This window comes from Sphingobium sp. 15-1 (genome assembly GCF_013375535.1).
Classification (GTDB): Bacteria; Pseudomonadota; Alphaproteobacteria; order Sphingomonadales; family Sphingomonadaceae; genus Sphingobium; species Sphingobium aromaticivastans.
Genome location: NZ_JABXJG010000001.1, coordinates 3,318,051 through 3,344,464, shown reverse-complemented (window position 1 = coordinate 3,344,464; position 26,414 = coordinate 3,318,051). Strand labels below are relative to the sequence as shown.

At 65.3% G+C, this 26,414-nt stretch carries 29 protein-coding genes; 9 read left to right on the top strand and 20 right to left on the bottom strand.

Going from position 1 to position 26,414, the window contains the following annotated elements:
- Positions 1-20: 20 nt before the first annotated feature.
- Positions 21-536 carry a DUF6438 domain-containing protein gene (locus tag HUK72_RS16030; protein ID WP_176597607.1) on the bottom strand — a complete coding sequence of 172 codons (516 nt, stop codon included), beginning with the start codon at positions 534-536 and terminating at the stop codon, positions 21-23.
- 219 nt (positions 537-755) lie between these two features.
- On the opposite strand from HUK72_RS16030, the gene rph reads away from it, so the two are divergent.
- Positions 756-1,472, top strand: a complete 717-nt coding sequence (gene rph / locus HUK72_RS16025) for a ribonuclease PH (RefSeq protein ID WP_176597606.1) — start codon at positions 756-758, stop codon at positions 1,470-1,472.
- 107 nt (positions 1,473-1,579) lie between these two features.
- Positions 1,580-2,209 carry an RdgB/HAM1 family non-canonical purine NTP pyrophosphatase gene (gene rdgB / locus HUK72_RS16020; protein WP_176597605.1) on the top strand — a complete coding sequence of 210 codons (630 nt, stop codon included), beginning with the start codon at positions 1,580-1,582 and terminating at the stop codon, positions 2,207-2,209.
- Between the two features lie 80 nt (positions 2,210-2,289).
- Here the strand turns inward: rdgB and HUK72_RS16015 are convergent, their stop codons facing one another.
- A complete protein-coding gene (locus HUK72_RS16015) occupies positions 2,290-2,946 on the bottom strand; it encodes a CAP domain-containing protein (protein ID WP_255325748.1) in 657 nt (218 codons plus the stop codon).
- Between HUK72_RS16015 and hemW the strand changes: the two genes are divergently transcribed.
- Positions 2,945-4,135 carry a radical SAM family heme chaperone HemW gene (gene hemW / locus HUK72_RS16010; protein ID WP_176597604.1) on the top strand — a complete coding sequence of 397 codons (1,191 nt, stop codon included), beginning with the start codon at positions 2,945-2,947 and terminating at the stop codon, positions 4,133-4,135. The genes HUK72_RS16015 and hemW overlap by 2 nt on opposite strands.
- A gap of 222 nt (positions 4,136-4,357) precedes the next feature.
- Here hemW and HUK72_RS16005 read toward each other — a convergent pair whose 3' ends face one another.
- The 9 genes from HUK72_RS16005 to HUK72_RS15965 all read right to left on the bottom strand — a co-directional run bounded on the left by HUK72_RS16005 (position 4,358) and on the right by HUK72_RS15965 (position 12,957).
- Positions 4,358-5,860 carry a M56 family metallopeptidase gene (locus HUK72_RS16005; protein ID WP_176597603.1) on the bottom strand — a complete coding sequence of 501 codons (1,503 nt, stop codon included), beginning with the start codon at positions 5,858-5,860 and terminating at the stop codon, positions 4,358-4,360.
- Positions 5,857-6,225, bottom strand: coding sequence for a BlaI/MecI/CopY family transcriptional regulator (locus tag HUK72_RS16000; RefSeq protein ID WP_176597602.1), 369 nt, complete (start codon positions 6,223-6,225; stop codon positions 5,857-5,859). Before HUK72_RS16000 ends, HUK72_RS16005 begins: the two co-directional genes overlap by 4 nt.
- A gap of 507 nt (positions 6,226-6,732) precedes the next feature.
- Positions 6,733-7,065: a Grx4 family monothiol glutaredoxin gene (gene grxD / locus HUK72_RS15995; protein ID WP_176597601.1), complete on the bottom strand. Its 333-nt coding sequence runs from the start codon at positions 7,063-7,065 to the stop codon at positions 6,733-6,735.
- A 55-nt stretch (positions 7,066-7,120) separates the two neighbouring features.
- Positions 7,121-7,354: a BolA/IbaG family iron-sulfur metabolism protein gene (locus tag HUK72_RS15990; protein ID WP_176591755.1), complete on the bottom strand. Its 234-nt coding sequence runs from the start codon at positions 7,352-7,354 to the stop codon at positions 7,121-7,123.
- Between the two features lie 20 nt (positions 7,355-7,374).
- Positions 7,375-7,692: a DUF1476 domain-containing protein gene (locus HUK72_RS15985; protein WP_176597600.1), complete on the bottom strand. Its 318-nt coding sequence runs from the start codon at positions 7,690-7,692 to the stop codon at positions 7,375-7,377.
- A 60-nt stretch (positions 7,693-7,752) separates the two neighbouring features.
- Positions 7,753-8,346: a 3-isopropylmalate dehydratase small subunit gene (leuD, locus tag HUK72_RS15980; RefSeq protein ID WP_176597599.1), complete on the bottom strand. Its 594-nt coding sequence runs from the start codon at positions 8,344-8,346 to the stop codon at positions 7,753-7,755.
- Positions 8,347-8,455: 109 nt separating this feature from the next.
- Positions 8,456-9,910, bottom strand: a complete 1,455-nt coding sequence (leuC, locus tag HUK72_RS15975; RefSeq protein ID WP_176597598.1) for a 3-isopropylmalate dehydratase large subunit — start codon at positions 9,908-9,910, stop codon at positions 8,456-8,458.
- A gap of 428 nt (positions 9,911-10,338) precedes the next feature.
- Entirely contained in the window at positions 10,339-11,025 is a 687-nt protein-coding gene (locus HUK72_RS15970; RefSeq protein WP_176597597.1) for a glutathione S-transferase family protein, read from the bottom strand.
- Between the two features lie 339 nt (positions 11,026-11,364).
- Positions 11,365-12,957 carry an isocitrate lyase gene (locus tag HUK72_RS15965; protein ID WP_176597596.1) on the bottom strand — a complete coding sequence of 531 codons (1,593 nt, stop codon included), beginning with the start codon at positions 12,955-12,957 and terminating at the stop codon, positions 11,365-11,367.
- Positions 12,958-13,101: 144 nt separating this feature from the next.
- Between HUK72_RS15965 and HUK72_RS15960 the strand changes: the two genes are divergently transcribed.
- Positions 13,102-14,511 carry a short-chain fatty acyl-CoA regulator family protein gene (locus tag HUK72_RS15960; protein ID WP_176597595.1) on the top strand — a complete coding sequence of 470 codons (1,410 nt, stop codon included), beginning with the start codon at positions 13,102-13,104 and terminating at the stop codon, positions 14,509-14,511.
- Positions 14,512-14,719: 208 nt separating this feature from the next.
- Here the strand turns inward: HUK72_RS15960 and HUK72_RS15955 are convergent, their stop codons facing one another.
- From HUK72_RS15955 to HUK72_RS15945, 3 genes are all read right to left on the bottom strand, one after another.
- Entirely contained in the window at positions 14,720-15,328 is a 609-nt protein-coding gene (locus HUK72_RS15955) for a hypothetical protein (protein WP_176597594.1), read from the bottom strand.
- Positions 15,329-15,445: 117 nt separating this feature from the next.
- Complete coding sequence (locus HUK72_RS15950) at positions 15,446-15,649, bottom strand: hypothetical protein (protein ID WP_176597593.1); 204 nt, start codon at positions 15,647-15,649, stop codon at positions 15,446-15,448.
- Positions 15,650-15,856: 207 nt separating this feature from the next.
- The gene (locus HUK72_RS15945; protein ID WP_176597889.1) at positions 15,857-16,795 is read right to left on the bottom strand and encodes a right-handed parallel beta-helix repeat-containing protein; all 939 of its coding nucleotides are present in this window, start codon (positions 16,793-16,795) and stop codon (positions 15,857-15,859) included.
- A gap of 195 nt (positions 16,796-16,990) precedes the next feature.
- Between HUK72_RS15945 and HUK72_RS15940 the strand changes: the two genes are divergently transcribed.
- Positions 16,991-18,478: an ABC transporter substrate-binding protein gene (locus HUK72_RS15940; protein ID WP_176597592.1), complete on the top strand. Its 1,488-nt coding sequence runs from the start codon at positions 16,991-16,993 to the stop codon at positions 18,476-18,478.
- 19 nt (positions 18,479-18,497) lie between these two features.
- A complete protein-coding gene (locus HUK72_RS15935; protein ID WP_176597591.1) occupies positions 18,498-18,920 on the top strand; it encodes a DUF4112 domain-containing protein in 423 nt (140 codons plus the stop codon).
- A 117-nt stretch (positions 18,921-19,037) separates the two neighbouring features.
- On the opposite strand, the gene HUK72_RS15930 is transcribed toward HUK72_RS15935, so the two are convergent.
- Complete coding sequence (locus tag HUK72_RS15930; RefSeq protein WP_176597590.1) at positions 19,038-19,838, bottom strand: ribonuclease T; 801 nt, start codon at positions 19,836-19,838, stop codon at positions 19,038-19,040.
- A gap of 11 nt (positions 19,839-19,849) precedes the next feature.
- Positions 19,850-20,713, bottom strand: coding sequence for a carboxylating nicotinate-nucleotide diphosphorylase (nadC, locus tag HUK72_RS15925; protein WP_176597589.1), 864 nt, complete (start codon positions 20,711-20,713; stop codon positions 19,850-19,852).
- Between the two features lie 72 nt (positions 20,714-20,785).
- Here nadC and HUK72_RS15920 point away from each other — a divergent pair, with 72 nt between their 5' ends.
- Positions 20,786-21,124 (top strand): helix-turn-helix transcriptional regulator, encoded by a 339-nt coding sequence (locus HUK72_RS15920; protein ID WP_176597588.1) that lies wholly within the window; start codon positions 20,786-20,788, stop codon positions 21,122-21,124.
- Positions 21,121-21,606 (top strand): SRPBCC domain-containing protein, encoded by a 486-nt coding sequence (locus HUK72_RS15915; protein ID WP_176597587.1) that lies wholly within the window; start codon positions 21,121-21,123, stop codon positions 21,604-21,606. The genes HUK72_RS15920 and HUK72_RS15915 overlap by 4 nt, the downstream gene beginning before the upstream one ends.
- A 157-nt stretch (positions 21,607-21,763) precedes the next feature.
- On the opposite strand, the gene nadA is transcribed toward HUK72_RS15915, so the two are convergent.
- On the bottom strand, positions 21,764-22,750 hold the full coding sequence (gene nadA, locus HUK72_RS15910; RefSeq protein WP_176597586.1) for a quinolinate synthase NadA: 987 nt from the start codon (positions 22,748-22,750) through the stop codon (positions 21,764-21,766).
- Between the two features lie 92 nt (positions 22,751-22,842).
- Positions 22,843-23,721 carry an MBL fold metallo-hydrolase gene (locus HUK72_RS15905; protein WP_255325746.1) on the bottom strand — a complete coding sequence of 293 codons (879 nt, stop codon included), beginning with the start codon at positions 23,719-23,721 and terminating at the stop codon, positions 22,843-22,845.
- Between the two features lie 65 nt (positions 23,722-23,786).
- Here HUK72_RS15905 and HUK72_RS15900 point away from each other — a divergent pair, with 65 nt between their 5' ends.
- Positions 23,787-24,683: a tyrosine recombinase XerC gene (locus HUK72_RS15900; RefSeq protein WP_176597584.1), complete on the top strand. Its 897-nt coding sequence runs from the start codon at positions 23,787-23,789 to the stop codon at positions 24,681-24,683.
- A 99-nt stretch (positions 24,684-24,782) separates the two neighbouring features.
- On the opposite strand, the gene HUK72_RS15895 is transcribed toward HUK72_RS15900, so the two are convergent.
- Positions 24,783-25,382, bottom strand: coding sequence for a DedA family protein (locus tag HUK72_RS15895; RefSeq protein WP_176597583.1), 600 nt, complete (start codon positions 25,380-25,382; stop codon positions 24,783-24,785).
- A gap of 13 nt (positions 25,383-25,395) precedes the next feature.
- The gene (gene gshB / locus HUK72_RS15890; RefSeq protein WP_176597582.1) at positions 25,396-26,370 is read right to left on the bottom strand and encodes a glutathione synthase; all 975 of its coding nucleotides are present in this window, start codon (positions 26,368-26,370) and stop codon (positions 25,396-25,398) included.
- Between the last annotated feature and the right edge of the window lie 44 nt (positions 26,371-26,414).

Below are 26,414 nucleotides of genomic sequence, written 5' to 3'. Positions count from 1 at the left end.
GCCGCGCTCAAGTCCATCCGTCACTTGCCCTTGGCGGGCGTGGGCTTCACCATCGCGGCGATGTCGAGCATCTTGGGGATGGAAGCGATGGTGGCGCGCAGCTTGCCATAACCCGCATCCATGCAGCCCGACTGGAATTCCAGCCGCGTCGGCGGCGCTTCGCCGCGTGTCCATTCGATCACATAGCCGGGCATGTCGGTCGCGAAGCGGGTGCAATTCTCCCCCTGCCCGATCCGCCTGACTGTCCCCTGGGCGGGCCGGAACTGCGCCAGCGCCGTGCGGAACCGGCGATATTGCAGCGGCGTCACGGTGAAGCGCGTCGGGCCGGGCACGGCGGTGAAGCGCTGCGGCTCGATCAGGCCGGAACCGTCCGGCGTCACCCGCAACGTATAGCTGGGGCAGGCGCCGAAACAGGGACCGGCGGAGAATCGGATCGTGTCGCCAGCCTTTATCGGCTTTTCCAGCTCGGCCTGCTCCATCGCGCAAGCGCCCAGCAGCACCGCCGCCGCCAACATGACTATCGCTTTCGTCCCCATGTCCTGCTCTCTACCATCTTTCGACTCGATCGCCACTGGCAAGACTGTGCGCCTGCCGCGCTTATTGGGTCGTCGCATCGCTTTTGCAAAAAACCGGTTCCCACTTTTTTGCGCGATGCAATTCTTCTGGGGTCGCATCGCTTTTTGCAAAAAACCGGTTCCCACTTTTTTGCGCGATGCTCTATGCCGCACCCAACCAACGCTTCGGAGTAGAAATTTATGCGTCCTTCCGGCCGCGCGCCCGACCAGATGCGCGAGATCACCATGGAACCCGGCTTCACCATCCATGCGGAGGGTAGCTGCCTCGTCAGCTTTGGCGACACGCGGGTCCTCTGCACCGCCTCCATCGAGGAGAAGGTGCCGCCCTTCCTGCGCGGCAAGGGTTCGGGCTGGGTCACGGCGGAATATGGCATGCTGCCCCGCGCCACCCACACGCGCGGTTCGCGCGAAGCCGCCAAGGGCAAGCAGTCGGGCCGCACCCAGGAAATCCAGCGCCTGATCGGCCGGTCGCTGCGCGCCGTGGTCGACCTCCAGAAGCTGGGCGAGCGGCAGATCGTCGTCGACTGCGACGTGATCCAGGCCGATGGCGGCACCCGCACCGCCGCCATTTCGGGAAGCTGGGTCGCGCTGCGCATCGCCATCGACAAGCTGCTGGCTTCCGGCGCGCTGAAGGAAGACCCGATCGTGCAGAAGGTCGCGGCGATAAGCTGCGGCATCTATAACGGAACCCCGGTCCTGGATCTCGATTATGCCGAGGACAGCAATGCCGAGGCGGACGCCAATCTGATCCTGACCGGCGACGGCAAATTTGCCGAGGTGCAGGCGACGGCGGAAGGCGCTACCTATGATGAGGAGGAGCTGCTGCGCCTGCTGCGGCTCGCCCGCATCGGCTGCGCGCAGATTTTCGCGGCGCAGGACAGGGCTACGGGGCGATAAGCAGCCGCAATCGTCACCCCGCTTCCCTTGACTGGCTTCGGCGGAAGAAGAAGTGGGATCCCGGGTCAAGCCCGGGATGACGAAGAGAAGAATATAAGGGTAAGGTGATGACCGATCAATTCGGACAGGAACAGGCGATCCGCAAGCTGGGGCCAGGCAAGCTGGTGATCGCCAGCCACAATCCCGGCAAGGTGCGCGAGATCGGGGAATTGCTGGCGCCCTATGGCATAGAGACGGTCTCCGCCGCCGCGCTGGACCTGCCCGAACCCGACGAGACCGGCACGACCTTCGTCGCCAATGCGGAATTGAAGGCACTGCAGGCGGCGGACCTGTCCGGCCTGCCAGCTTTGGCCGACGATAGCGGCCTGTGCGTCGAGGCGCTGAACGGCGATCCGGGCATCTTCTCCGCCCGCTGGGCCGGGGAGAGCAAGGATTTCGGCCTCGCCATGCAACTGGTCTGGGACAATATCCAGGCCCAGGGGCCGGACGCGGGCCATGGCGCGCATTTCATCTGCGCGCTGGCGCTGGCCTGGCCGGATGGCCATGTCGAGGCGTTCGAGGGGCGCGTCGACGGCACCATCACCTGGCCGCCGCGTGGGGACAAGGGCTTCGGCTATGATCCGATCTTCCAGCCGCATGGCCATGAAATCAGCTTCGGGGAGATGGAGCCGGAGAAGAAGCATGGCATGAGCCACCGCGCCGATGCCTTCGCGCAACTGGTGGCGGCGGTTTTTTAAAGAGACAGCTTAACGTCCTGCCTCCCTCGTCATGCTGAAACAAGTTCAGCATGACGGTGGTGAGTGAGCATCCAATTTCTTCAGCGCCCACCACCGGCATATTGCGACGGCGCGCTCTCATCCCGGTCCAGCGGGTTCCGGCCGAAGACATTGCCCGCCGGAAAATAGCGGCAGACGAGATAGTCGTAGCTCTGCCCTTCCGCCAGCGCGCAGCCGACCTTGCGGGTGCCGCGCCAGATGATCTGGGTATAGTGGCCGACATCCTCCCAACGCCCGGTAGTGCTGAGGTCGGGCAGCGTCCCGCCGCGCCGGAAATAGCGTTTCTCATCCAGGAACGAACCGACCATCACCGCATAATCATAGAGTCCACGCGATCCCATCCAGAGATTTTCGCCGCTGGGAATGGCGCGGCTGGTGCGCGCCGAATGCCGGAAGATATTGGTCTGCGCCATCTGCCGGGCATAGCGCGCCGCATCCGCCGCCAGGGCGCTGTCCCAGGCCAGGGGAGCGAGCCCAAGCGATTCGCGTTCCTCATTCTGCATGCCCAGCACGACTTCGCGCATCAGGCCGTCGTCGCGATCGGCTTCCTCCATGCCATAATAGGAGGCGGGCATGGCGGGCGGCAGGGAACGCGTTCCACGGGACGGCGCGGCATCGCCCTGCCCCGCGACCGCCAGCAAAAGACCAGCCAGCGCTAGCCGCGCAGGCCAAAGCCCTTTAAGAACGCCCCCACTCATGTCGCCCGACCCCTTTATATCCGCTCCCGCGCCTCACACATCGGACTTGGCCGACCCTCTGGCTTTATATGTGCATTGGCCATTTTGCGTTTCGAAATGTCCTTACTGCGATTTTAACAGCCATGTGCGGGCGGACATCGATACGGATGCGTGGCGCGACGCGCTGCTAGACGATCTGGCCCATGAAGCGGGGCTGAACGCCGGGCGGGCGCTTTCCTCCATCTTCTTCGGCGGCGGCACGCCCTCCCTGATGCCGCCCCGGATCGTGGAGGCGCTGATCGACGCGGCGGCGCGTCATTGGACGCCCGCTTCCGACATCGAGATCACGCTGGAGGCCAATCCCAGCTCGGTCGAAGCGGCGCGCTTTGCCGATCTGGCGGCGGCGGGGGTGAACCGGGTGTCGCTCGGCCTGCAGGCGCTGGAGGATGAGGCGCTGCATTTCCTGGGCCGGGCCCATGATGTGCGGGAGGGGCTGGCGGCGCTGGATGTCGCGCAATCGGTGTTCGGGCGGGTGAATTTCGACCTCATCTATGCGCGGCCCGGCCAGAGCGAGGCGGATTGGGAGGCGGAGCTGGCGCAGGGCCTGTCCTTCGGCACCGATCATCTTTCGCTCTACCAACTGACCATTGAACCGGGCACGCGTTTCGCGACGCTGGCGGCGCAGGGTAAGCTGGTGCCCGCCGATCCGGACCATGCCGCCACCCTCTACGAACAGACGCAGGCGATGACGGCGGCTGCGGGCATTCCGGCCTATGAGATCAGCAACCATGCCCGGCCGGGGCAGGAAAGCCGCCATAACCTCACTTATTGGCGCTATGGCGATTATGCGGGCGTGGGACCGGGCGCGCATGGACGGCGCGGGGGGCTGGCGACGCTGCGGCACAAGAAGCCGGAGAATTGGATGAACGCCGTCGCCCGCAACGGCCATGGCCTGCAAAGCGAGGAGCCGCTCAGTCCCGAAGACCGGGCACGCGAGGCTTTGCTGATGGGGTTGCGGCTTGGCGAGGGCGTCGATCTGGAGCGGATCGCGCGGTTGTCGGGGCTGGCGGCTGGTACTCTGGTGGATGCGGAGGCGGTGGCGCGGCTGGCTGGCCATGGCCTTGTCCGGCAGCGGGGCCAGCGGCTGTATGTGGAAGCGGCGGGCATGTTGCTGCTGGATGCGATTTTGCCGGAGATTGTGGCGGTCTAGGCAGCATGGGCAATTCGCGCTCCTCGGACTGGCCGATTTGATTCGATTCCCACCATTCTCCCCTTCGTCACCCCGGGCTTGAACCGGGGTCCCGCTGCCTTGGGCCAGACGTGCATTCAAGAAGAAAAGCGGGACCCCGGGTCAAGCCCGGGGTGACGAGCGCTAACGGCAGCTCATGGCCCGTTGCGGGCATCCCGAACGGCCACACACTCTCGAACCGCCTCATTCCTCCCCATCCATCTGCGCGATTTCCTTATCCAAGTCGCGCAGCACGTCGGCCTTGACCTTCTCGGACATCCGCGCGGCGGCGGCGATCTGGGCCCGCGCAGCCATCAGCCCGGCGCGGGCGGCGCGGTGGGCCTGCGCGGAGATCTGCGCCTCGCAGATACGGACGCGGATATGGCGGCGGCCATCGGCATCCACCGTCTCGCGCTGGCTCACGCCCTTGCCGTCCTCGCAGCCATTGGCGACATCGACATGCGGCACCATCCGGCGGATTTCGGCTTCGCTGGGGATGGCATGACCTTCATCACGCAGGCTGACCGGGGGCACGGGGGGAACTGGCGGGACCGGTGGCGCCATATCGGCAACGGACGCCGGAGGAGCGGGTGGAGCAGGAGGCGCTGACGGCAGGCTGTCGGCTTCCGCCACAGTCTCGTGGGAGGGCGGCTGGGGCACAGCCGGCGCTTCGGGCAGCGCGATCTCGCTGGCGGAGGCGGGCTGCGCGACGAAATCGGCAAGCCGGCCGAAATTCATCGAATCGACCTTGCCGGTGATCGCCGCGACCTGCTGCGCCGCCCGGCTGCCGGAGGCGGTCAGCACCAGGCCCGATACAGTCACCAGAGCGACCGCCGCCATGCCCCAGCTTATGCGGCGCAGCGACATTTCGTGGGCAGACAACATCTTCAGCCTCCCTTTGAGCGCGGTGATGCGGTTGAGATGACAGATTCCGGTGAGATTATTGGCTCCGCCGAACTGGCGTCCGCCGGCGGCCTTCAATATGGCGCGGCCATAGGCATGGGCCTGGTCCCGGCCGTAAAGCGATAGCACCCGCGCATCGCAGGCCTGTTCCTGATCCGCCCGATAGGCGCGATAGGCGATCCAGGCGACGGGATTGCACCAATGCAGGCCCAGCAGCAGCAACGCGACCATATTGGCGGCCAGGTCACCGCCCTGGTGATGGGCGCGTTCATGCGCGATGGCCATGGCCTGCTCCTGCGGGTCGAAGCGCAGGGCGAAATCGGCGGGCAGCACGATGGTCGGCCGCAGCACTCCGAAGGCGAGCGGTCCGCCCGCCCGCGAACTGGCGACAATGCGGATGCGGCCTTCCTCACCGATCGGGGTCGCATCCTTCAGGATGAAGCGCCGGAAGCGGACATAGCCGATCGCCTGCACGGTCAGGAACAGGACAAGGCCCAGCAGCCAGAGCGACGCCGCGATCTCCAGCCAGGGCATGCTCCCTACGGGCTGGACCGGCAGCGCGGTCGCGACCGGCGTCGTGTCCAGCAAGGTCGGGAGTCCCGCCCGGTCCACCGCCAACTGCAAGGGCGACGGGCTGGCGACCTCCCGCGGCAGAACGGGGAGCGCCATGCGCGCCAGCGGCAGCAGCCACAGCCAATAGGCCGCCCCCGCCCCCAGCCACCGCGCCACCGGCTGCCGCAGCAGCATGACCAGGGCCATCAGCAGGGTCGTGGCGATCAGCGTTTCTGCGATCCAGACGCTCATGATTTCAATCCCCTCAGGATTTCCTCAAGCTCGGCTATATCCTCCGCCGTCAACTGGTCCTGGCTGGCGAGCTGCGCCACCAGCGGCGAGACGCGCCCGCCGAACAGCCGGTTGACCAGCCGTCCCGACTCACTGGCAACATACGCCTCCCGCGCCACGAGCGGGCGATACAAAAAGCGGCGGCCATCCTGATCGGCGGCGATGACATCCTTGGCCATCAGGCGGGACAGCAGGGTCTTGACGGTCTGGACGCTCCAGTCGCGCCCGGCGGCGACGCGATCCGCCACGTCGGCGGCCGTCTGCGGCGCGCGTTCCCACAGCGCCTCCATCACCACCAGTTCGGCTTCGCTGATCTTTTCGCTCACAGGGCGCTCGCTCGACAAGGACTCGACAACTACAGATGTAATCGCATTGATTACATCTGTAGTCAAGCGTGCGGGCGAAAACCGTCGGTGGGGTTTACAAACTGGGTTGCAGGCCGTGCGCGATTAACCTTCACAAGCGCGGATATGCGGGCTCTTTCTGAAGCTGGCATGGGGTTTGCGTTAGTTTGAACATACCCAAACCGTTTAACTACCGGGAGGATGCGGCACCAGTCTCCGCTGTATCCTCCCACCCGGTTTTCTCCGGCGCAGCGCCGAGCCTTAAATCAGACCCGTTCGTCCAGAGTAGCCGCTAAGCTTGTCGAAGCGGCATAGGATCGGAGCGTGGCGGCTGTGCTTCGATACGGGCCTTCGACAAGATCAGCCCCACTCAGCACGAACGGTTCGTATTGGCACATCATGTTCCTGCGCAGGCAGGAACACGGCAGATCATAAAAAAAAGCGGCCCGGATAACCGGACCGCCTGTTCAATTCGCTTTATCCAACCGCTCAGTTGGCCGGGGCGACCCCCTGATCGGTCATCAACTGCTGCAATTCGCCGGCCTCGTACATTTCCATCATGATGTCGCTGCCGCCGACAAATTCGCCCTTAACATAGAGCTGCGGAATGGTCGGCCAGTCGGAAAAGCTCTTGATCCCCTGACGGACGGCCTGGTCCTGAAGCACGTCGACGCTCTCATAGGCGACGCCCAGATGCTCCAGGATCGCGATGGCGCGGCTGGAAAAGCCGCATTGCGGGAAAAGCGGCGTGCCCTTCATGAAAAGCACGACATCATTGCCGTTGACGATCTCCGCGATCCGCTGCTGCACGGCGTCGGTCATTATCTGGTCCATTCCTGTCAGGCGCCGCAATCAAGGCGCATTTATCCGATGGCCGTTAATTGGGAACGGCGGTGGTCAGTTGCAAGGCGTGAAGCACGCCGCCCATGCGCCCGCCGAGCGCGGCATAGACCGCCCGCTGCTGGGCGACGCGGCTCATGCCCCGGAAGCTCTCCGCGACGACGCGCGCCGCATAATGGTCGCCATCCCCGGCAAGGTCGGTGATCTCGACCTCCGCATCGGGGATCGCGGCGCGGATCATGTCCGCAATGTCGTCGGCTGCCATCGGCATGGCGGGAAATCCTTGAACGCTTATTCGATGAACATGCGGCGGGCGACGACCTGCTGCTCGTCCAGAGCCGCACGCACGCCCGCTTCGTCGATCTCGATGCCGGCCTGGGTCATGTCGCCCAGCAGCTTGCGAATGACATCCTCGTCCCCCGCTTCCTCGAAATCGGCCTGGACCACCGCCTTGGCATAAGCGTCGGTTTCCTCGGGCGTCAGGCCCATCTTCGCCGCCGCCCATTCACCGAGCAGGCGGTTGCGCCGCGCCTGGATGCGGAACTGCATCTCCTGGTCGTGCGCGAACATATTCTCAAAGGCCTTTTCGCGGTCGTCGAAGGTCGTCATGCCTGTGCCCTGTAAAAATAAAAACGGATCGTCTGGTCCGAAATAGGGGGATCGCGCCGCTTACGCAACGGCGGGAACGAGCCAGGGCCGCGCACCCGCGTCCTTCGCCTCGAACACACCGATCGCATCCGCCTGCCCCAGCGTCAGGCCGATCTCGTCCAGACCGCCCAGCAGGCAATGTTTACGGAACGGATCGATCTCGAACTGGAAACGGTCCTGGAACTGCGTCGTGACGGTCTGATGCTCCAGATCGACGTGAATCGGATCGGTCTTGGCGACCTCCATCAGCCGGTCGATGGCTTCTTGCGGCAACACCACGGTCAATATGCCGTTCTTGAAGGCGTTGCCGGAGAAAATGTCGGAAAAGCTGGGCGCGATTACCACCTTGATGCCCAGGTCAGCCAGCGCCCAGGCGGCATGCTCGCGGCTGGAGCCGCAGCCGAAATTGTCGCCCGCGATCAGGATGGGGCTGCCCGCATAGGCGGGATCGTCGAAGACATTGCCCGGTTCCTTGCGCAGCACTTCGAACGCGCCCTTGCCCAGCCCAGCGCGGCTGATGGTCTTCAGCCAATGCGCCGGGATGACGATGTCGGTGTCGACATTCTTCATCCCGAACGGATAGGCCTTGCCGTCGACGATATTCAGCTTTTCCATCAATGCGCCTGTTTTTCGGCGGGACGATGCGCATCTTCCGCGCGCCCCAGGGTCGCCGCCATGGCGGCACTCGCCAGCGCGCCCAGCGCCAGCAGCCAGAATACCTTCTTCATGCGACCGCCTCTCCCTTTTTCTCACCCAACAGTTCGCGCACGTCGGTCAGATGGCCGGTGACGGCGGCGGCGGCGGCCATGACGGGCGAGACGAGATGCGTCCGCGACCCCGGCCCCTGCCGACCCATGAAATTGCGGTTGCTGGTGGAGGCGCAGCGCTCGCCCGCGGGCACCTTGTCCGGGTTCATGCCAAGGCAGGCGGAACAGCCCGGCTCGCGCCATTCGAAACCCGCCTCCACGAAGATGCGGTCCAGCCCTTCCGCCTCCGCCTGGCGCTTGACCAGGCCGGAGCCGGGGACGACCATGGCATGCTTGATGCCGCTGGCGATATGGCGGCCCTTGAGCAGATCGGCGGCGGCGCGCAGATCCTCGATCCGGCTGTTGGTGCAACTGCCGATGAAGACATGCTCGATCGCCACATCCTCCATCCGCTGGCCAGCGGAGAGGCCCATATAATCGAGCGACTTCTGCGCGGCGGCGCGCTTGGAGGCGTCGGCAAAGCTTTCCGGATCGGGCACCACGCCCGTCACCGGCACGACGTCTTCGGGGCTGGTGCCCCAGGTGACGTTCGGCACGATGTCGGCGGCGTCGATCACGACGCTCTTGTCGAACGCGGCGCCTTCATCGGTGTGCAGCGTCTTCCAATAGGCGATAGCGGCGTCCCATTCCGCGCCCTTGGGGGCCATGGGGCGGCCCTCCAGATAGGCGAAGGTCTTTTCGTCGGGCGCGAACAGGCCGGAACGCGCGCCCGCCTCGATCGACATGTTGGCGACGGTCAGACGGCCCTCGATCGACATGTCGCGGAAGACGGAGCCGCGATATTCCATGACATAGCCTGTGCCGCCCGCCGTGCCGATGCGGCCGCAGATCGCCAGCGCCACATCCTTGGGGGTGACGCCATAGCCCAGCTCGCCCTCGACCACGACTTCCATCGTCTTCGACTGCTTGAGCAGCAGCGTCTGGGTGGCGAGCACATGCTCCACCTCCGACGTGCCGATGCCGAAGGCCAGCGCGCCCAGCGCGCCATGCGAGCTGGTGTGGCTGTCGCCGCAGACCAAAGTCGTGCCCGGCAGGGTGAAGCCCTGTTCCGGCCCGACGACATGGACGATGCCCTGTTCGGGGTCCGCATCCCCGATCAGGCGGACGCCGAATTCAGGCGCGTTCCTTTCCAGCGCGGCAAGCTGCTGCGCGCTTTCGGGATCTGTGATCGGAATGCGATGGCCCGCCGCGTCCCGGCGCGGAGTGGTAGGCAGGTTATGATCCGGCACCGCCAGCGTCAGCTCAGGCCGCCGCACCTTTCGGCCTGCGATCCGAAGGCCTTCGAAAGCCTGCGGGCTCGTCACCTCATGCACGAGATGGCGATCGATATAGATCAGGCAGGTTCCGTCGGGACGGCGTTCGACGACATGCGCGTCCCAAATCTTCTCATAGAGCGTGCGGGGCTTTACCATAGTGACTTCCCCTAGACCCAGACAGGACAGGGGAAAAGGGGGAAAGCGGCCAATTTTTCCTGTTTCCGCAGATAGCCCCGGCACGATGACACAAGGTCAGGGAGTTAGAGGGGATGACGTTCCTTCATTTGAATGATGAGAGAGAATGCGCGACCTCGTTCGACGAACCGAATTGAGACCCGGCCCGCCCCAGGCGGCGTGGACAAATTCAGAACTTGCCGGACTGAGCGATTTGGGTGGCTTCCTTTCATTCCCCCTCCCGCAGGCGGGAGGGGGCTAGGGGGTGGGCTGGCGCGACATCAGCGGGGATTTTCAACGGCTAAGCTGGAAGCTCGCTGCGCTCGCGCCCACCCCTAACCCCTCCCGCCTGCGGGAGGGGAATGTCTTGGATTGGCCACTTCCCGACATTCCGAATTCGTCCACACGGGCTAGAGAGCGCGAAGATCCTCCACGATGCGACCGGCCGCGCCGACTTCCGCCTCATGGCTTTCCTCACGCCATGTTTCGGCCAGCGCCGCGCTTTCCCATTCGCGCATGGCGGGCAGCGTCAGCATATGATCGACCCAGGCCCGCGCCGCCGGCCCGACATTCAGCCCATAGGTGCGCACCCGGAAAGCGACCGGCGCGTAAAAGGCGTCGACGGCGGTGAAGGCAAGGCCGCTCAGAAAGGGGCCGCCGAAGCGGGAAAGCCCCTCCCCCCACAGCTCGGCAAGCCGGGCGATGTTCCGGTTGAGCGCGGGCGAGGGCAGATGCGGCTCCACGCGCACCCCGACATTCATCGGGCAATCGTTGCGCAGCGTCGCGAAGCCGCCGTGCATTTCCGCGATAGCGGATTGCGCCCAGGCGCGCGCCCCCGCCTCCTGCGGCCAGACGCCGGGATGCCGGTCGGCCAGATACAGGACGATGCCCAGCGAATCCCAGACCGTCCGGTCGCCGTCGATCAGCACCGGCACCTGACCGGTTGGCGAAAATGCGCGGAAGGCCGCGTAATTTTCAGCGGCGGCGAACGGCTCCATCCGATCGGTGAAGGGAATGTCGAGCGCCTTCATCAGCACCCAGGGGCGCAGCGACCAGCTCGAATAATTCCGGTTGGCGGTGATGAGCGTGTAGGACATGCAGCTTCTCCCCTTGAAAGGCGGGTCAGGGATAGACGCCCGCGCCCCCGGACAAAAGCGGGAACGGCCAGGGGGTTTCACAAGCTGGGCTTATGAAAAAACGGCCCGGAGCGTGCAGCTCCGGGCCGTCCAGTCCTTCCACCCTGATCGCGGGGCTTGCACCCCCGCGACCCGGACTTGTCAGCGGCTTTCCGGCCGCAAACTGGTTCCCTGCGACATTGGGAATAGCCCTGCTTGACCCGAAGCGTGTTCCTGCGCAGGCAGGAACCCAGTTCAGACGGCGGGACTGGTCTCCTGCCTTCGCAGGAGCACGGCACGCCTTAATCAAGCAGGCCGATCTTAGGCCGCGAACTGGTTCATCGTGTTGTGGATGCCGCCGGCCTTCAGGGCCGCTTCACCCGCGAAATATTCCTTATGGTCGTCGCCAATGTCGGAGCCCGACATGTTCTGGTGCTTGACGCAGGCGATGCCCTGGCGGATTTCCTTGCGCTGGACGCCCTCGACATAGCCGAGCATGCCCGCCTCACCGAAATATTCCTTGGCCAGATTGTCGGTCGACAAGGCAGCCGTGTGATAGGTCGGCAGGGTGATGAGGTGATGGAAGATGCCGGCCCGCGCCGCCGCATCCTTCTGGAAGGTGCGGATCTTCTCATCGGCCTCGCGGCCCAGATCGGTCGCGTCATAATCGGCGCTCATCAGCTTCGCCCGGTCATAGGCGCTGACGTCCTTGCCCTCGGCGGCCCAGCTATCGAACACCTGCTGACGGAAGTTCAGCGTCCAGTTGAAGCTAGGCGAGTTGTTGTAGACCAGCTTCGCATTGGGAACGACTTCGCGGATGCGGTCGACCATGCCGGCGATCTGCTCGACGTGGGGCTTTTCCGTTTCGATCCACAGCAGGTCCGCGCCGTTCTGGAGCGAAGTGATGCAGTCGAGAACGCAGCGGTCCTCGCCGGTTCCGGAGCGGAACTGGAACAGGTTCGACGGCAGGCGCTTGGGACGGAACAGCTTGCCGTCGCGGGCCAGGACAACGTCGCCGCGCAGGCTGTTGATGTCCGTGACCTCCTCGACGTCGAGGAAGCTGTTATACTGATCGCCCAGATCGCCATCTTCCTTGCTGTAGGCAATCTGCTTGGTCAGGCCAGCGCCCAGCGAGTCGGTGCGGGCGACGATGATGCCGTCGTCAATGCCGAGTTCGAGGAAGGCGTAGCGGACCGCGCGGATCTTCGCGAGGAAATCCTCATGCGGAACCGTGACCTTGCCGTCCTGGTGACCGCACTGCTTTTCGTCCGAGACCTGATTCTCGATCTGGATGCAGCAGGCGCCCGCCTCGATGAACTTCTTGGCGAGCAGATAGGTCGCCTCGGCATTGCCGAAGCCCGCGTCGATGTCCGCGACGATCGGGACGACATGGGTTTCGTAATTGTCGATGTCCTGCTGGATCTTCTGCGCCTTGACTTCGTCGCCGGCTTCGCGGGCGGCGTCGAGGTCGCGGAACATCATGCCCAGCTCGCGGGCGTCGGCCTGCTTCAGGAAGGTGTAGAGTTCCTCGATCAGCATCGGAACGCTGGTCTTCTCATGCATCGACTGGTCGGGCAGCGGGCCGAATTCGCTGCGCAGCGCGGCGACCATCCAGCCGGACAGGTAAAGATAACGACCCTTGGTGGTGCCGAAATGCTTCTTGATGCTGATCATCTTCTGCTGGCCGATGAAACCGTGCCAGCAGCCCAGCGACTGGGTGTAGTTGGCCGGATCGGCGTCATATGCCGCCATGTCGCGGCGCATGATGCCGGCGGTGTAGCGTGCGATGTCGATGCCGGTGTGGAAACGGTTCTGGAGACGCATGCGAGCGACCGATTCGGCCGCGATGCCGTCCCAATGGCCCTGTCCGCCGATCGTTGTGCCGGCCTTCGTGATTTCCTGGCTGTAGGTCATGCTCAAAATCCTTGGTCGCTCTATGGGTATGGGGTCGACCTAATCGCCTTTTGTGCAGCGCGGCAGAGGCCATGAAGTTCAGTTGTAGAACTTTACAAGATTTGCGTGTAAAGTTGTAAAGATTGCACGGGAGCGCTTGACAGAATGGCCAAGGATCGTCCGGTTTATATGGGGCCGCGCCTGCGCAGGCTGCGGCGGGAGCTGGGCTTGACGCAGGCCGACATGGCGGCGGACCTGGAGATTTCCGCCAGCTATGTGGCGTTGCTGGAGCGCAACCAGCGGCCGTTGACCGCCGACATGCTGCTGCGCCTCGCCCGCACTTACAAGATGGACATGAGCGAGCTGGCGGGCGATGGCGGCGCGGAGCAAACGGCGCGGTTGCAGGCGGTGCTGAAAGACCCGATCTTCGCGGACATCGACCTGCCGGTGCTGGCGACCGGGGATGTGGCGGTCAATTATCCGGGAATCACCGAAGCGCTGCTGCGGCTGCACACGGCCTATCGCGAGGAGCAACTGACCCTGGCCGACCGCAGCGTGGAGCGGGAGGATGCCGCCGACGCGCCCGATCCGGTGGCCGAATCGCGGCGTTTCCTGGGGGCGCGGCGCAACAGCTTCCCCCTGCTGGACGATGCGGGGGAGAAGCTGGCGCAGGAGGTGGAGGCGGCAGGCGGCCTGGCTGGATGGTTGAAGGCGAAGCATAACCTTCGGGTCCGGCGCCTGCCGTCCGACGTGATGGCGGGGTCGATGCGGCGGCTGGACCGGCATCGCGACGCAGTGCTGCTGGACGACGCGTTGGACGGGGCGAGCACCCAGTTCCAACTGGCGTTGCAGATCGCCTATCTGGAAATGCGCCGCGATTTCGACGCAGTGCTGAAGGACGGCCAGTTCGCGAGCGAGAGCGGGCGGCGGCTGACCCGGCGGGCGCTCGCCAGCTACGGCGCGGCGGCGATCCTGATGCCCTATGGCGCCTTCGCCAAAGCGGTGGAGGCGCGGCGTTACGACGTCGAGGCGCTGGCCCGGCAGTTCGGCACGAGTTTCGAGCAGACCGCCCACCGCCTCACCACCCTGCAAAAGCCGGGGCAGGAGCGCGTCCCCTTCTTCTTCCTGCGGGTCGATCATGCGGGCAATGTCAGCAAACGGCTGGACAGCGCGGGCTTCCCCTTTGCCCGCCATGGCGGCTCCTGCCCGCTCTGGTCGGTGCATCACGCGTTCGAGCGTCCCAGGGAATTGCTGACGCAATGGCTGGAACTGCCGGACGGGCAGCGTTTCTTCTCCATCGCGCGGACGGTGACGGCGGGCGGCGGCGGCTGGGGCGTGCCGAAGATCGAGCGGGCGATCGCGCTGTGCTGCGCGGCGGAGCATGCCCATCGGCTGATCTATACGGCGGGCGAGGCGGCGCGCGACGCACTGGCCGAACCGACGCCGATCGGCGTCACCTGCCGCCTGTGCCACCGCAGCCAGTGCATGGCGCGATCCGCGCCGCCGATCGGGCGCGACATGCTGCCGGAGGATTTCCGGCGCACCCATGCGCCGTTCGGTTTCGCTGACGGCTGATTCGCGGGATATATTCATGGCGGGTCCGGCGGCCTGCGCCGGACCCGTCCGCCCCTTTTTAGCCCTTGGGTCGTTCAGCCCGCCATGGGCTGAACCCCCACATATCTAGAGCGCGCTGCGCTAAATCGGACGCAAGCCGCGCGCTCTAGTTCTTTGTTGTCGCATCGTTTTAAGCGCAAAACCGGTTCCCACTTTTGCGCACGATGCTCTAGCGCAGATCAGGTCCGCGCAGATCATCCTGCCGCAACCGCGACACGGAAGGCGCCATGCGATGGTCGACCGGCTCATGGACCAGATCGTCGAACAGGGCGCGATAATGGATCATGGCGCGACGAAGGTCTTCCGTATCGGCTTCGCCCCGCGCATGGCGCACGGCGATGTCATGGGCGGAGCGGTAATTCTGCACCACCTCGGGATGGTCCACCGACAGATCGGCGGAGCGCTGCTCGAAGTCCGCGATAGGATAGCCGCGCACTTCCATCACTTCGGTCAACAGCACGTCTGCCCGCGACACCGCCCCCTGGGGATCGTCGACGAACTGCGCCTGAACCCGAACCCAGGCATCGGTGAAGGCATCGGCCTGCTGCGGCGAAAGGGGACGGATGGTGAAGGCGGCGACGCGCTTTTCGCGCTCGTGCAGTTCCGCCTCGGCCTTGCGCGGGCTGCCAGTCATTTCGACGGTGCGGCCATATTCCGGGCCGAACCTGGCGCGCAGATTGGCGCGGCGGCGGTTGGCGACGATCATGACGGCGATCGCCGCGACCAGAATAACGGCCAGAAGCGCCAAACCGACTTCCAGCGGGGTCAGAGTGACCATGACATCTCTCTCCTCGCGGCCCTTGGAAAGCCGCATCGACGCCCGCCGCCTGCGTGGGATCAACCAGCGTTGAGCCGCTTTGTTCCGGCAACGTGCCGGTCGGCGGCGGAGAAAAAGCTAAGCTTCTATAAGATCGAGATAAGCCACGACATCATTGTCGGTGGCGAGAAAGAGGCCGTCCTGCACATCCTGCGGCTGTTGCTCCGCGAGGTGGAGGGCTTCGCTCAAAGGGCCGTAGAACAGCGTAGTCGCCGCGCCGCCGCCATCGGCGTCGCTGAGATGGTATAGGCGAACGGTGGCCGAATTATAGGTGGTGCGCATGGGGCGATTATCGGCGGCATGGCGGGATAGCGCAAGCGGGATGCGTTGGGATGGAAGGCAGACCGTCTGCTTGTCTTGAAGTGCGCCGTGCTCCTGCGCAGGCAGGAGCCCAGTTCGAGCGTTGCGACGACATGCTGAGGGCGGGACTGGGCTCCTGCCTGCGCAGGAGCACGTATCACTTGATAGCCGGCTCCCCGGCCAGAACCGTCAGCGGCGATCCATCATCTTGATCCCGCTTGCCAACTTGTTCGCCCCGATCTTCACCGCGTCATCGGTGAAATTGGCGACGAAGCTGCTGCTGCGCTGGAGCCCCGGCACGAAGGAGGCGCTGTTGTTCGCGATCGAGAGGTTCGCGCTGTCCTGTTCCCGCCCCTCCGGCGCGACGGTGATGAAGGCGCTGTAATTGTCCTTGTCCCGGCCCTGCACCATTTCATTGCCGCTGATCGTGCCGCTGGCCCCGTTGGACAGGTCGATCATATAGTTGGTGAGCCGCCCCGCGCTGTCGTCGAAGCTGTTGTCGGTGATGGCGACGCGGGGCGTGCGGGTCTTCAGATAATGGCCGCCATCGCCCTGGTCGAAGCGGGACCGGGTGACAGTCAGGCTGCCATAGCGCCCCACATAAATGCCGTGCGCACAGGCTAGGTCGCGGTCGCAGCGGCCCAGATGGCGGAAGGTCGATTTGTCGATGCTGACGGCGTTGCCGGGGGCGTCGCCCGTCAGAATCCCCTCTTCGCTGTTGCGAAACAGGCTGTTGCTGACGGTCAGGTCGCCGCTTTCCAGCCGGATGCCCGCGCCATTGCCGTCGGGCACGCGCAGATTCTGGAAGACGAGACCGTCGATCCTGCTGGACCGGCCGCGCAGGACCAGCGCCGCCTTCTGCTCGCAGGCCACGCCGTCCAGGATCGCGGTGCCGGGCCTTTGCGCGCGAATGGTGAGGTCGCCGCCCTGCTGCACCGCGCATTGGGCATAGCTGCCCGGCGCCACCAGCACGGTGCCGCGGCCGTTGCCGATCGCCTTGATCGCATCGCTGAGCGTCGCATAGCTGCGCCCGCTTTCGGCCACGGTGAAGGGCGAGGCGACGCCCTGCGCCAGCGCGGTTGCCGCCACGGCGGCGGACAGGAGCAGGATGGTCGAGAAGAGGCGCATATCGAAAGGTATAGGCGCGGAGGCGCGGCCAGCCAATGCAGAGTCATGGTTAACGCAATATCGTACCGCTATGGGACAGATGTTAAGAGAGTCTTATCACGCATTGAGCGGTGACTGCGCGACCTCTTCAGGCGCGCAAAAGCGTTGCCATGATGGTTGGCGCGGGCGCGGTTGCAGGTTAAGCCTTGTCCGGACATGATTTCCGGCCGCCCTCGCCTGCCCCTTGCCTGCCTCACCATCGGCGCCGCCCTCATGGCGGCGATGCTGACCGGCTGTTCGGACGAAGGCAGCGGGACGGTGACGGTCAGCGTCGTCGGCGCGCCCGCCGATTTCGCCAAGCCGCTGGAAAATCTGCCCGATCCGGGAGCGAAACTGTTTCTGGAAACCACCGCCCAGGGGCTGGTGGCGTTCGACGCCAGCGGGGAGATATTGCCGGCCCTCGCGCAGCGCTGGATCGTCGAGGATGACGGGCGCAGCTATATCTTCCGCCTGCGCCGCGCCTTCTGGCCGGATGGGACCAGAGTCACGGCGAAGGATGTCGGGCGGCTGCTGATGGCGCGGATAGAGGCGCTGCGGCGGCTGGACCCGGCCGGGCCGCTGGACGCGGTGCGGGATGTCGTGGCGATGACCGGCGAGGTGATCGAGATCCGGCTCGCCGCGCCGCGCCCCTATGTGCTGCAGATGCTGGCCCAGCCGCAGATGGCGATCCTGACGCGTGACGGCGGGACCGGGCCCTATCGGCGCGCCCAGCGCGGCAAGGCGCTGTTCCTGACGCCGGTCGAGCGGGCGACGAACGAGTCCGGCGACGAATTGCCGGTGCCCGCCTGGCAGACCCGCATTGTCCGGGCGGAGCGGGCGGCGCTGGCCATCACCCGCTTCCAGCAAGGAAAATCCGCGCTGGTGCTGGGCGGGCGCTTTGCCGACCTGCCGCTGCTGGTGCCCGCCGGGGTCGATCGCGACGCGGTGCGGATCGACCCGGTGCAGGGGCTGCTAGGGCTGGCGGTGACTGGTACAGGCAAGCTGCTGGACGACGATGGCGTGCGGCGGGCGATCAACATGGCGATCGACCGCAGCCAGCTTCCGGCGATGTTCCCGGTCGGCGGCTGGGCCACGACCGAGCAGATCGTACCGGGGCAGCTCGACCTGCCGGTGCCGCCCGCCGCGCCGGACTGGACGGGGCTGTCGCAGGAGGATCGCTGGGCGCAGGGGCAGGCGGTCATGAAACGCTGGCGCAGCGAATATGGCGATCCGCCGGTGCTGCGCGTGGCCTTGCCCAAGGGGCCGGGCGCGACGCTGCTGTTCGGGCTGGTGCGGCATGACCTGGGCATGATCGGGCTGGCGGTCGAGCGGGTCGACATGGAGGCGGACGCCGATCTGCGGCTGGTCGACGAGGTTGCGGCCTATGACAGCGCGCTCTGGTATCTGGGGCGGATCGGCTGCGCCCGCAAAGTGCATTGTTCGGCGCAGGCCGACGCCCAATTGCAGGCGGCGAGCCTGGCCAGCAGCCTGGAGGAACGCATGGCGCGGGTGGCGCAGGCCGAGGCGCTGATGCAGGCGCATAACGGCTATATCGCCCTGGGCGCGCCGGTGCGCTGGTCGCTGGTGGCGCGGCGGCTGACCGGCTTCATGGCCTCGCCACGGGCACGACACCCATTGAACCATCTGTTCCGGAGCACCAATTAGGGTTGCTGGAGGATATTCGATGGCGATTTCGCAGGACCAGTTCGACCGGATCATACGCGACATGCCGGGATTCGGCCGCGATCCCGCTTCAGTCCGCAAGCGGATCGAGGCGATGGAGGCGCTGCTGGAGGGGCTGTTCGTTGTGCCCGGCACCAACAGGCGGGTCGGGCTGGACACTCTGGTCGGCCTGATCCCGGTGGTGGGCGATTTCGCGACGGCGACGATGGGCGCGTGGATCGTCTGGGAAGCGCGGAACCTGGGCATGTCGAAATGGCAGCTTACCCGCATGGCGGCCAATGTCGGCTTCGACACTTTGATCGGCGCCATTCCCTTCGCCGGGGATATTTTCGACTTTTTCTACAAGTCCAACACGAAGAATCTGCGGATCATCCGCAAGCATCTGGACCGGCATCATCCCTCGACGGTGATTGTCGAGGGTTAGGGTGAGGTCGGGACTGGGTTCCTGCCTGCGCAGGAACGCGAACGAGACAAGTGGCTCGCGAGAGCCCAGTTCCAACGTTTGAATCGATCACCCCCCGCACAATCAGACGGGGAAATTTCAGTCCTTCGGCACTTCAGCATGGGGATCGAGGTCGAGGATCAGGCCTGAACGGGGTGCTGGCGCCGGAACGGCACGCTTCGGATTGGGGATGTTCGGGCCGGGCGCGATACGCAGCCTGGCCTTGTTGCTCACGCCGCCCTGATGCGCGGGACAGCGGGCGAACTCCAGCGTCTTGTCCATGCAAAGCCACACTTCGCTCAGCTTGTTGTCGCGGGTCGTGGTGACGCGCATCATATCGGCGCGCATGCCCTTGTTGGCGGCGGCGAAGGCCTGGGCGAACTGCCCCACCGACAGCGTTTTCCGGCGGGCAAGCCCGGTCATGTCGGGATAGCGGATCGATTGATAGAGGGCGCGGGAGAGGTTGAAATACAGCTCCGGCTTCGTCGTCATGCAGGTGCCGTGCTTGGCCCATTCATGCTGAAGGAGCTGAGCCGAAGGCGTCGAGCAGAGATTCTGGCGGATCACCGGGCGCGGCAGCAGGTCGGTTGCGCGGCAATATTGCGGCCAGTCCTTACCCGCGCCATCGGGCCAGAGACCGTGCAGGGTGAAGCCGAAACGCCCGCTGCGGCCGCCGCATTGGAAGGCATCGCCACGGCCCCTGGCGTCTGCGCAATATTGCGGCGACCAGGTGAGGGCCAACGTGTAGCCGCCGATCGGGAGCAAGCGGCGCGGCTGATCGGCGTTCGGCAGGTCGGGACGCGGGCGGGGCGGCTGGGTTGGGGGGCTGCATTGCGCCGCTTGCGCCAGAGCGGTTCCAGGCGCTGCGAGCAGGAGCAATAGCCCCGCAACTTTAAGCAACGGCCCGATCCTTATGCAAAAGCAAAATCCAGCCCGATGTCGGCGGCGGGCGCCGACTGGGTGAGGCGGCCGACGCTGATATAGGTGACGCCGGTTTCCGCCTTGGCGCGGATGGTGTCGAGCGTGACGCCGCCCGAGGCTTCGGTCGGCACGCGCCCGCCGACCAGCGTGACCGCCCCGCGCAAGGTGGGCGCATCCATATTGTCGAGCAGCAGATGCGTCGCTCCGGCGGCAAGCGCCGGTTCGATCTGGTCGATACGGTCGACCTCCACGATGATGCTGGCGATGCCCGCGGCGGCGGCGCGGCGGACGGCTTCCTCGACCGATCCGGCGACGGCGACATGATTGTCCTTGATCATCGCCGCATCCCACAGGCCCATGCGGTGATTGGTCGCGCCGCCCATGCGGGTCGCATATTTCTCCAGCATGCGCAGGCCCGGAATGGTCTTGCGCGTGTCGAGCAGGGTCGCGCCCGTGCCCAGGATCGCGTCGACATAAGCGCGGGTCATGGTGGCGATGCCGGTCAGATGCTGGACGGTGTTGAGAGCGGAGCGCTCGGCCGTCAGCATGGCGCGGGCCTTGCCCCGGATGCGTAGGATGTCGGTGCCCGCGGGAACGCGGTCGCCATCCTGTTTCAACAGCTCGATCTCCACATCCGGGTCGAGCACGCGGAAGAAAGCGGCGGCGATCGGCAGGCCCGCCAGCGTCACCGCGTCGCGGCTGTCCATCACCCCATCGAAGATCGCGTCGGCGGGGATCACCGCCTCGCTGGTGACGTCGCGGCCATCCGGGCCGAGATCTTCCGCCAGGGTGGAGGCGATGAAGGCGTCGAGATCGAAGCCAGGGAGCGAAAAGGCGGAAGAATCAGCGGTCATGGCCAGCGATGTGGCATAGTCGGCGGGCGGTTGACAGCCCCTCCTTCATTATATAGCCTTTTAGCTATATAGATGGAGAGCGATATTTTGCAACCCGCCGAGCTTGACCGGATTTTCAGCGCTTTGGCCGATCCCACGCGCCGGGCGATCCTCAACCGTCTCGCGAGGGGCGAAGTGACGGTGAACGCGCTGGTCGAGCCGTCAGGCCTTACCCAGCCGACCGTTTCCAAGCATCTGAAGATATTGGAGCAGGCCGGGCTGGTATCGCGGGGGCGGGCCGCGCAGACCCGGCCGGTGCGGCTGGAACCGGCTCCGCTACAGGCGGCGGCGCAATGGCTGGGCGATTATGAAGCCTTTTGGAACGCCAGCTACGACCGGCTGGAAGCCTATCTGAATGGAGAGGAATCATGAGCGACGAACCCGAATCGGTGCGTGAGATTTTCATTACCCGGCTGATCGACGCGCCCGCGCATCTGGTCTTCGCCGCCCATGCCGATCCGGTGCATGTGAAGCGCTGGTTCGGGCCGGTCGGCTGGCCGCTGACGAAGTGCGAGATGGATTTCCGGGTCGGCGGGCGCTTCCGGTTCCAGATGACCAGCGACGAAGGGGAGTTGGGCCCGCCCTTTGGCGGAACCTATCTGGAGATCGTGCCCAATGCGCGGATTCGCTACGATAATCGGTTCGAGGCGGCCGGATCGCCCGTGATGGTGACGACGATCAGCTTTGCCGAGGATGCGGAGGGGCGGACATTGCTGACCCATCACACCGTCTTCGAGAGCAAGGCGATGCGGGATGAATATCTGGGCGTCGGTTTCGAGGAAGGGACGAATTCCGGGCTGGATCAGTTAGAGGAGGTCGTGGCGGAATTGGTGGCGGAGGTTGGTGGGGGTTAGCTCACCTTATCGGCTACTTAATGGGCATGAGTGGTTTCCTGCCATCCCCATCTTCGTCACCCCGGGCTTGACCCGGGGTCTCGCTATTCTTCGTCGCCATGTCCCCGCCTGAGAAAGCGGGACCCCGGGTCAAGCCCGGGGTGACGAGGTGGTCAAGTCAACGGTTCCCCAAATCGCCCTGCCCGACCGTGCCGCTGGCCATTTCCAGCATGCGGTCGAGGCTCTTCTTCGCGCCGAGGCGCAGTTCCTCGTCCATCTCGATACGCGGCTGGAGATCGCGCAGCGCGAGGTAGAGCTTCTCCATCGTGTTGAGCGCCATGTACGGGCAGATATTGCAGTTGCAATTGCCGTCCGCGCCGGGCGCGCCGATGAAGGTCTTTTCCGGCACCGCCTTTTGCATCTGGTGGATGATATGCGGTTCGGTGGCGACGATCAGCGTGTCGCCGGGCATGGTCTTGGAAAATTCCAATATGCCGCTGGTCGAACCGACATAATCGGCATGGTCGACGATATAGGGCGGGCATTCGGGATGCGCGGCGATCGGCGCGTCGGGATGCTGGGCCTTCAATTTCAGCAGTTCAGTCTCGCTGAACGCCTCATGCACAATGCAGACGCCCGGCCAGAGCAGCATGTCGCGGCCGAGCTTGCGCTTCAGATAGCCGCCCAGATGCTTGTCGGGGCCGAAGATGATCTTCTGGTCCTTGGGAATCTGCGAGAGGATCTTTTCTGCCGACGAGCTGGTGACGATGATGTCGCTGAGCGCTTTCACCTCCGCCGAGCAGTTGATGTAGCTGAGCGCGATATGATCGGGATGCGCCTCACGGAAGGCCTTGAACTGCGCGGGTGGACAACTGTCCTCCAGCGAGCAGCCCGCATCCATGTCGGGCAGGATCACGATCTTCTCCGGCGAGAGGATTTTCGCCGTTTCCGCCATGAAGCGCACGCCGCAGAAGGCGATGACGTCCGCGTCCGTCTCCGCCGCCTTGCGCGACAATTCCAGGGAGTCGCCCACGAAATCGGACAAGTCCTGGATTTCCGGCTTCTGGTAATAATGGCCGAGGATGACGGCGTTGCGTTCCTTGCGCAGCCGGTCGATTTCCGCGCGCAGGTCGATCCCCTGCGGGATAGTGGTCATCGCAGTCATGTGCCTCACTCCTCCAGGCCTCCATGCGCGCCCCTAGCGGGCGTTGCGCCGGTTGGCCAGTACCTCGTTGACGATCAGCCGGGCAAAGCGTTTCAGCGCAACTGCCATCGCCCATCCCCCGTCGCGGCGGCGATGCCGCGCCCGTCGAGGTCGATCAGATGCGCCAGCACGGAGCGTCCCGCCGCGCTGTGGAGGCGCGGGTCGACGCCCTTGTACATTTCCGTGACCATATCGGGGATTTCCGACGCGCCGTTACGCTCCAGGAAGCGCACGATCTGGCCCTCGCGCTGCTTGCGGTGGCCCATCATGCCGCGCACCAACCGCTGCGGATTGTCGACCGCGTCGCCATGCGCCGGATAATAGACCGCATCGGTCCGGTCGAGCAGGCGCTGCATCGATGCCATATAGGCAGTCATGTCGCCGTCCGGGGGCGAGACGACGCTGGTGGACCAGCCCATCACATGGTCGCCGGTGAAAAGGGCCTTTTCCTCCAGCAGCGCGAAGCAGAGATGGTTGGAGGTGTGGCCGGGCGTGGCCACCGCGGCGAGCGTCCAGCCCTTGCCACCAAGCCGGTCGCCATCCTTCAGCACCCGGTCGGGGCGATAGGCAGCGTCGAACGCGGCATCGGCGCGAGGGCCGTCATCCTCCAGCGTCAGCGGCGCGCAGCCGATGATCGGGGCGCCGGTTCTGGCGCTGAGCGGCGCGGCGGCGGGGCTGTGGTCGCGATGCGTGTGGGTGCAGAGGATCGCCGTGACCGGGCGGCCGTCTATCGCGTCGAGCAGTGCGGCGAGATGCGCCGGGTCGTCCGGGCCGGGATCGATCACCGCCACATCCTCCCCGCCCACCAGATAGGTCTGCGTGCCGGTATAGGTGAAGGGCGACGGATTGGGCGCCAGCACGCGCGCCACCAGCGGGGAAAGGCGCATCAGCGTGCCGGTCGGGAGATCGTCCAGGTCGAAGGGAGTTGCCATATCCCACCCCATGTGCCCATTTTCGGGCGGTTTTCAAGGGCGATCCCCTGGCCTACAAGGACTGCATGACGGCAGCGGGCGATCTTTGCGAACAATGGCGGCGGCATCTGGCGCTCGACCGGCGGCGGTCGGTGCATACGGTGCGCGCCTATGTGGCGACCGCCGAGCGGCTGGTCGCCTTTCTGGAGGAGCATCGCGGCGAGGCGGTGACGGCGGCGATGCTGGCGGGGATGGAGCAGGCCGATCTGCGCGCCTTCCTGACGGTGCGGCGGATGGACGGGATCGGCAATGTGTCGGCGGCGCGGGAATTGTCGGCGGTGCGCGGTTTCCTGAAATTCGTCGGCGGCGAGGATGCGCGGGTGCCGATGCTGAAAGGGCCCAGGGTGAAGCGCGGCCTGCCCCGCCCCGTGTCGCCCGATGAGGCGGTGGCGCTGGCCGGGGACATTGCCGAAACGGCGCGGGAGGAATGGATCGGCGCGCGGGACTGGGCCGTGCTGCTGCTGCTTTATGGCGCGGGCCTGCGCATCGGGGAGGCGATGGGGCTGACCGGGGCGGTGCTGCCGCTGGGGGAGACGCTGCGGGTGACGGGCAAGCGGGGCAAGACGCGGATCGTGCCGCTGCTGCCGCAGGTGCGGAGCGCGATCGAGGCCTATGTGGCGCTCTGTCCTTTCGGGCAGGAGAAGGATGCCGCGCTGTTCCGGGGCGCGCGGGGCGGGCCGCTGTCGCCGGCGCTGATCCGCCGGGCGGTGCAGGGCGCGCGGGGGCGGCTGGGGCTGTCGGACCGGACGACGCCGCATGCGCTGCGGCACAGCTTCGCGACGCATCTGCTGGGGCGCGGCGCGGATTTGCGGTCGCTGCAGGAGCTGCTGGGGCATGCCAGCCTGTCCTCGACGCAAATCTATACGCAGGTGGATGCGGCGCATCTGCTTGATATTTATCGCAATGCGCATCCTCGGGCGTGATTGCACACCGTGTTCCTGCGCAGGCAGGAACCCAGTTGAAACGTTGGAACTGGGTTCCTGCCTGCGCAGGAACACGCTTCAACTCAAACGGGACGAACTCTACCCCCTCGGCTTCCAGGTCGCCAGCCGCCAAAGGTAGAAAATGACCGCCCCCACCACACAGGCTGTCGCCACAGGCCCCACATAGCGGTCGATGTCCCTGAAATTCTGGCCCAATATGTAGCCCGCATAGGCGAGGATGATATTCCACACCAGCGCGCCGCCGCTGGTCCACAGCAGGAAGCGGACATGCCCCATGCGGAACAGTCCGGCGGGCAGCGAGATCATCGTGCGGAAGGCGGGCATGAAGCGGAAGACGAACACGACGATCTGGCCATATTTGCCGAAGATATGGTCCAACGCCTCCACATCCTTCCATTCCAGCGTCGCCCAGCGGCCATAGCGGTCGACGATCGGCTTCAGTCGGCCGAAGCCCAATATATGGCCGATCAGATACCAGAAATAATTGCCGACGGTCGTGCCCACCGTGCCCGCGAACAGCAGCCAGCCCATCTCCATCCGCCCCTGCCCGACGCGGATGCCGCCGATGCCCATGATGAGTTCGGAGGGGATCGGCGGAAAGATATTCTCGATCACCATCAGGGCGAAAATGCCCCAATAGCCGCCCGCGTCGATCAGGCGGAGAACCCAGTCGGTCATGATGCGACGTGGCTCAGGCGGCCGCCCGCGCCGCCAGCCGGGCGTCGATCGCGTCCCAGATCATGCCGCCGGTGTCGGTGCCGTTGAACGCGTCGATCGAGACGATGCCCGTCGGGGACGTCACGTTGATCTCCGTCAGCCATTCGCCGCCGATCACGTCGATGCCGACGAACAGCAGGCCGCGCCGCTTGAGTTCAGGCCCGAGGGCTTCGCAGATTTCCAGTTCGCGCTCGGTGAGGACGGTTTTCGCCGCCGAACCGCCGACGGCGAGGTTGGAGCGGATCTCGCCCGCGCCGGGGATGCGGTTGACCGCGCCCGCGACTTCGCCGTCGACCAGCACGATGCGCTTGTCGCCTTCAGCGACGCCGGGGATGAAGGCCTGGACCATGAAAGGCTCGACCCAGGAGGATTTGAACAGTTCCACCAGCGCGGACAGATTCGCGCCGGACCGCCCGACATGGAAGACGGCGTTGCCCGCATTGCCGTAGAGCGGCTTCACCACGACTTCGCTATGCTGGGCGAGGAAGCTCTTCACTTCCTCCAGGTCGCGGGTGATCATGGTCGGCGGCATGAAGCGCGCATAATCGAGCACGAACAGCTTTTCCGGCGCGTTGCGGACGGAAGCGGGGTCGTTCACCACCAGCGTTTCTTCCTGCACGCGCTCCAGAAGGTGGGTGGCGGTGATGTAGCTCAGGTCGAAGGGCGGGTCCTGCCGCATCAGCACGACGTCGACGTCGCGGCCAAGGTCGAGCGTTTCCGGCGCGCCGAAGACATAATGATCGCCCTCGACCTTCTGCACCTTCACGGGACGCGCCCTGGCCAGCACGCGGCCATCACGGTAAGTGAGATCGGTGGCGAGATAATGATAGAGGCGATGCCCCCGCGCCTGTCCCGCCAGCATGATGTGGAAGGTCGAATCGCCGCCGATCTTGATCCCCTCCATCGGGTCCATCTGCACGGCGACGGTGAGCGGGTTGAGCTGGGTCATTGAGAATCTTTCTTCCGTTCGCCCTGAGCGAAGTCGAAGGGCTC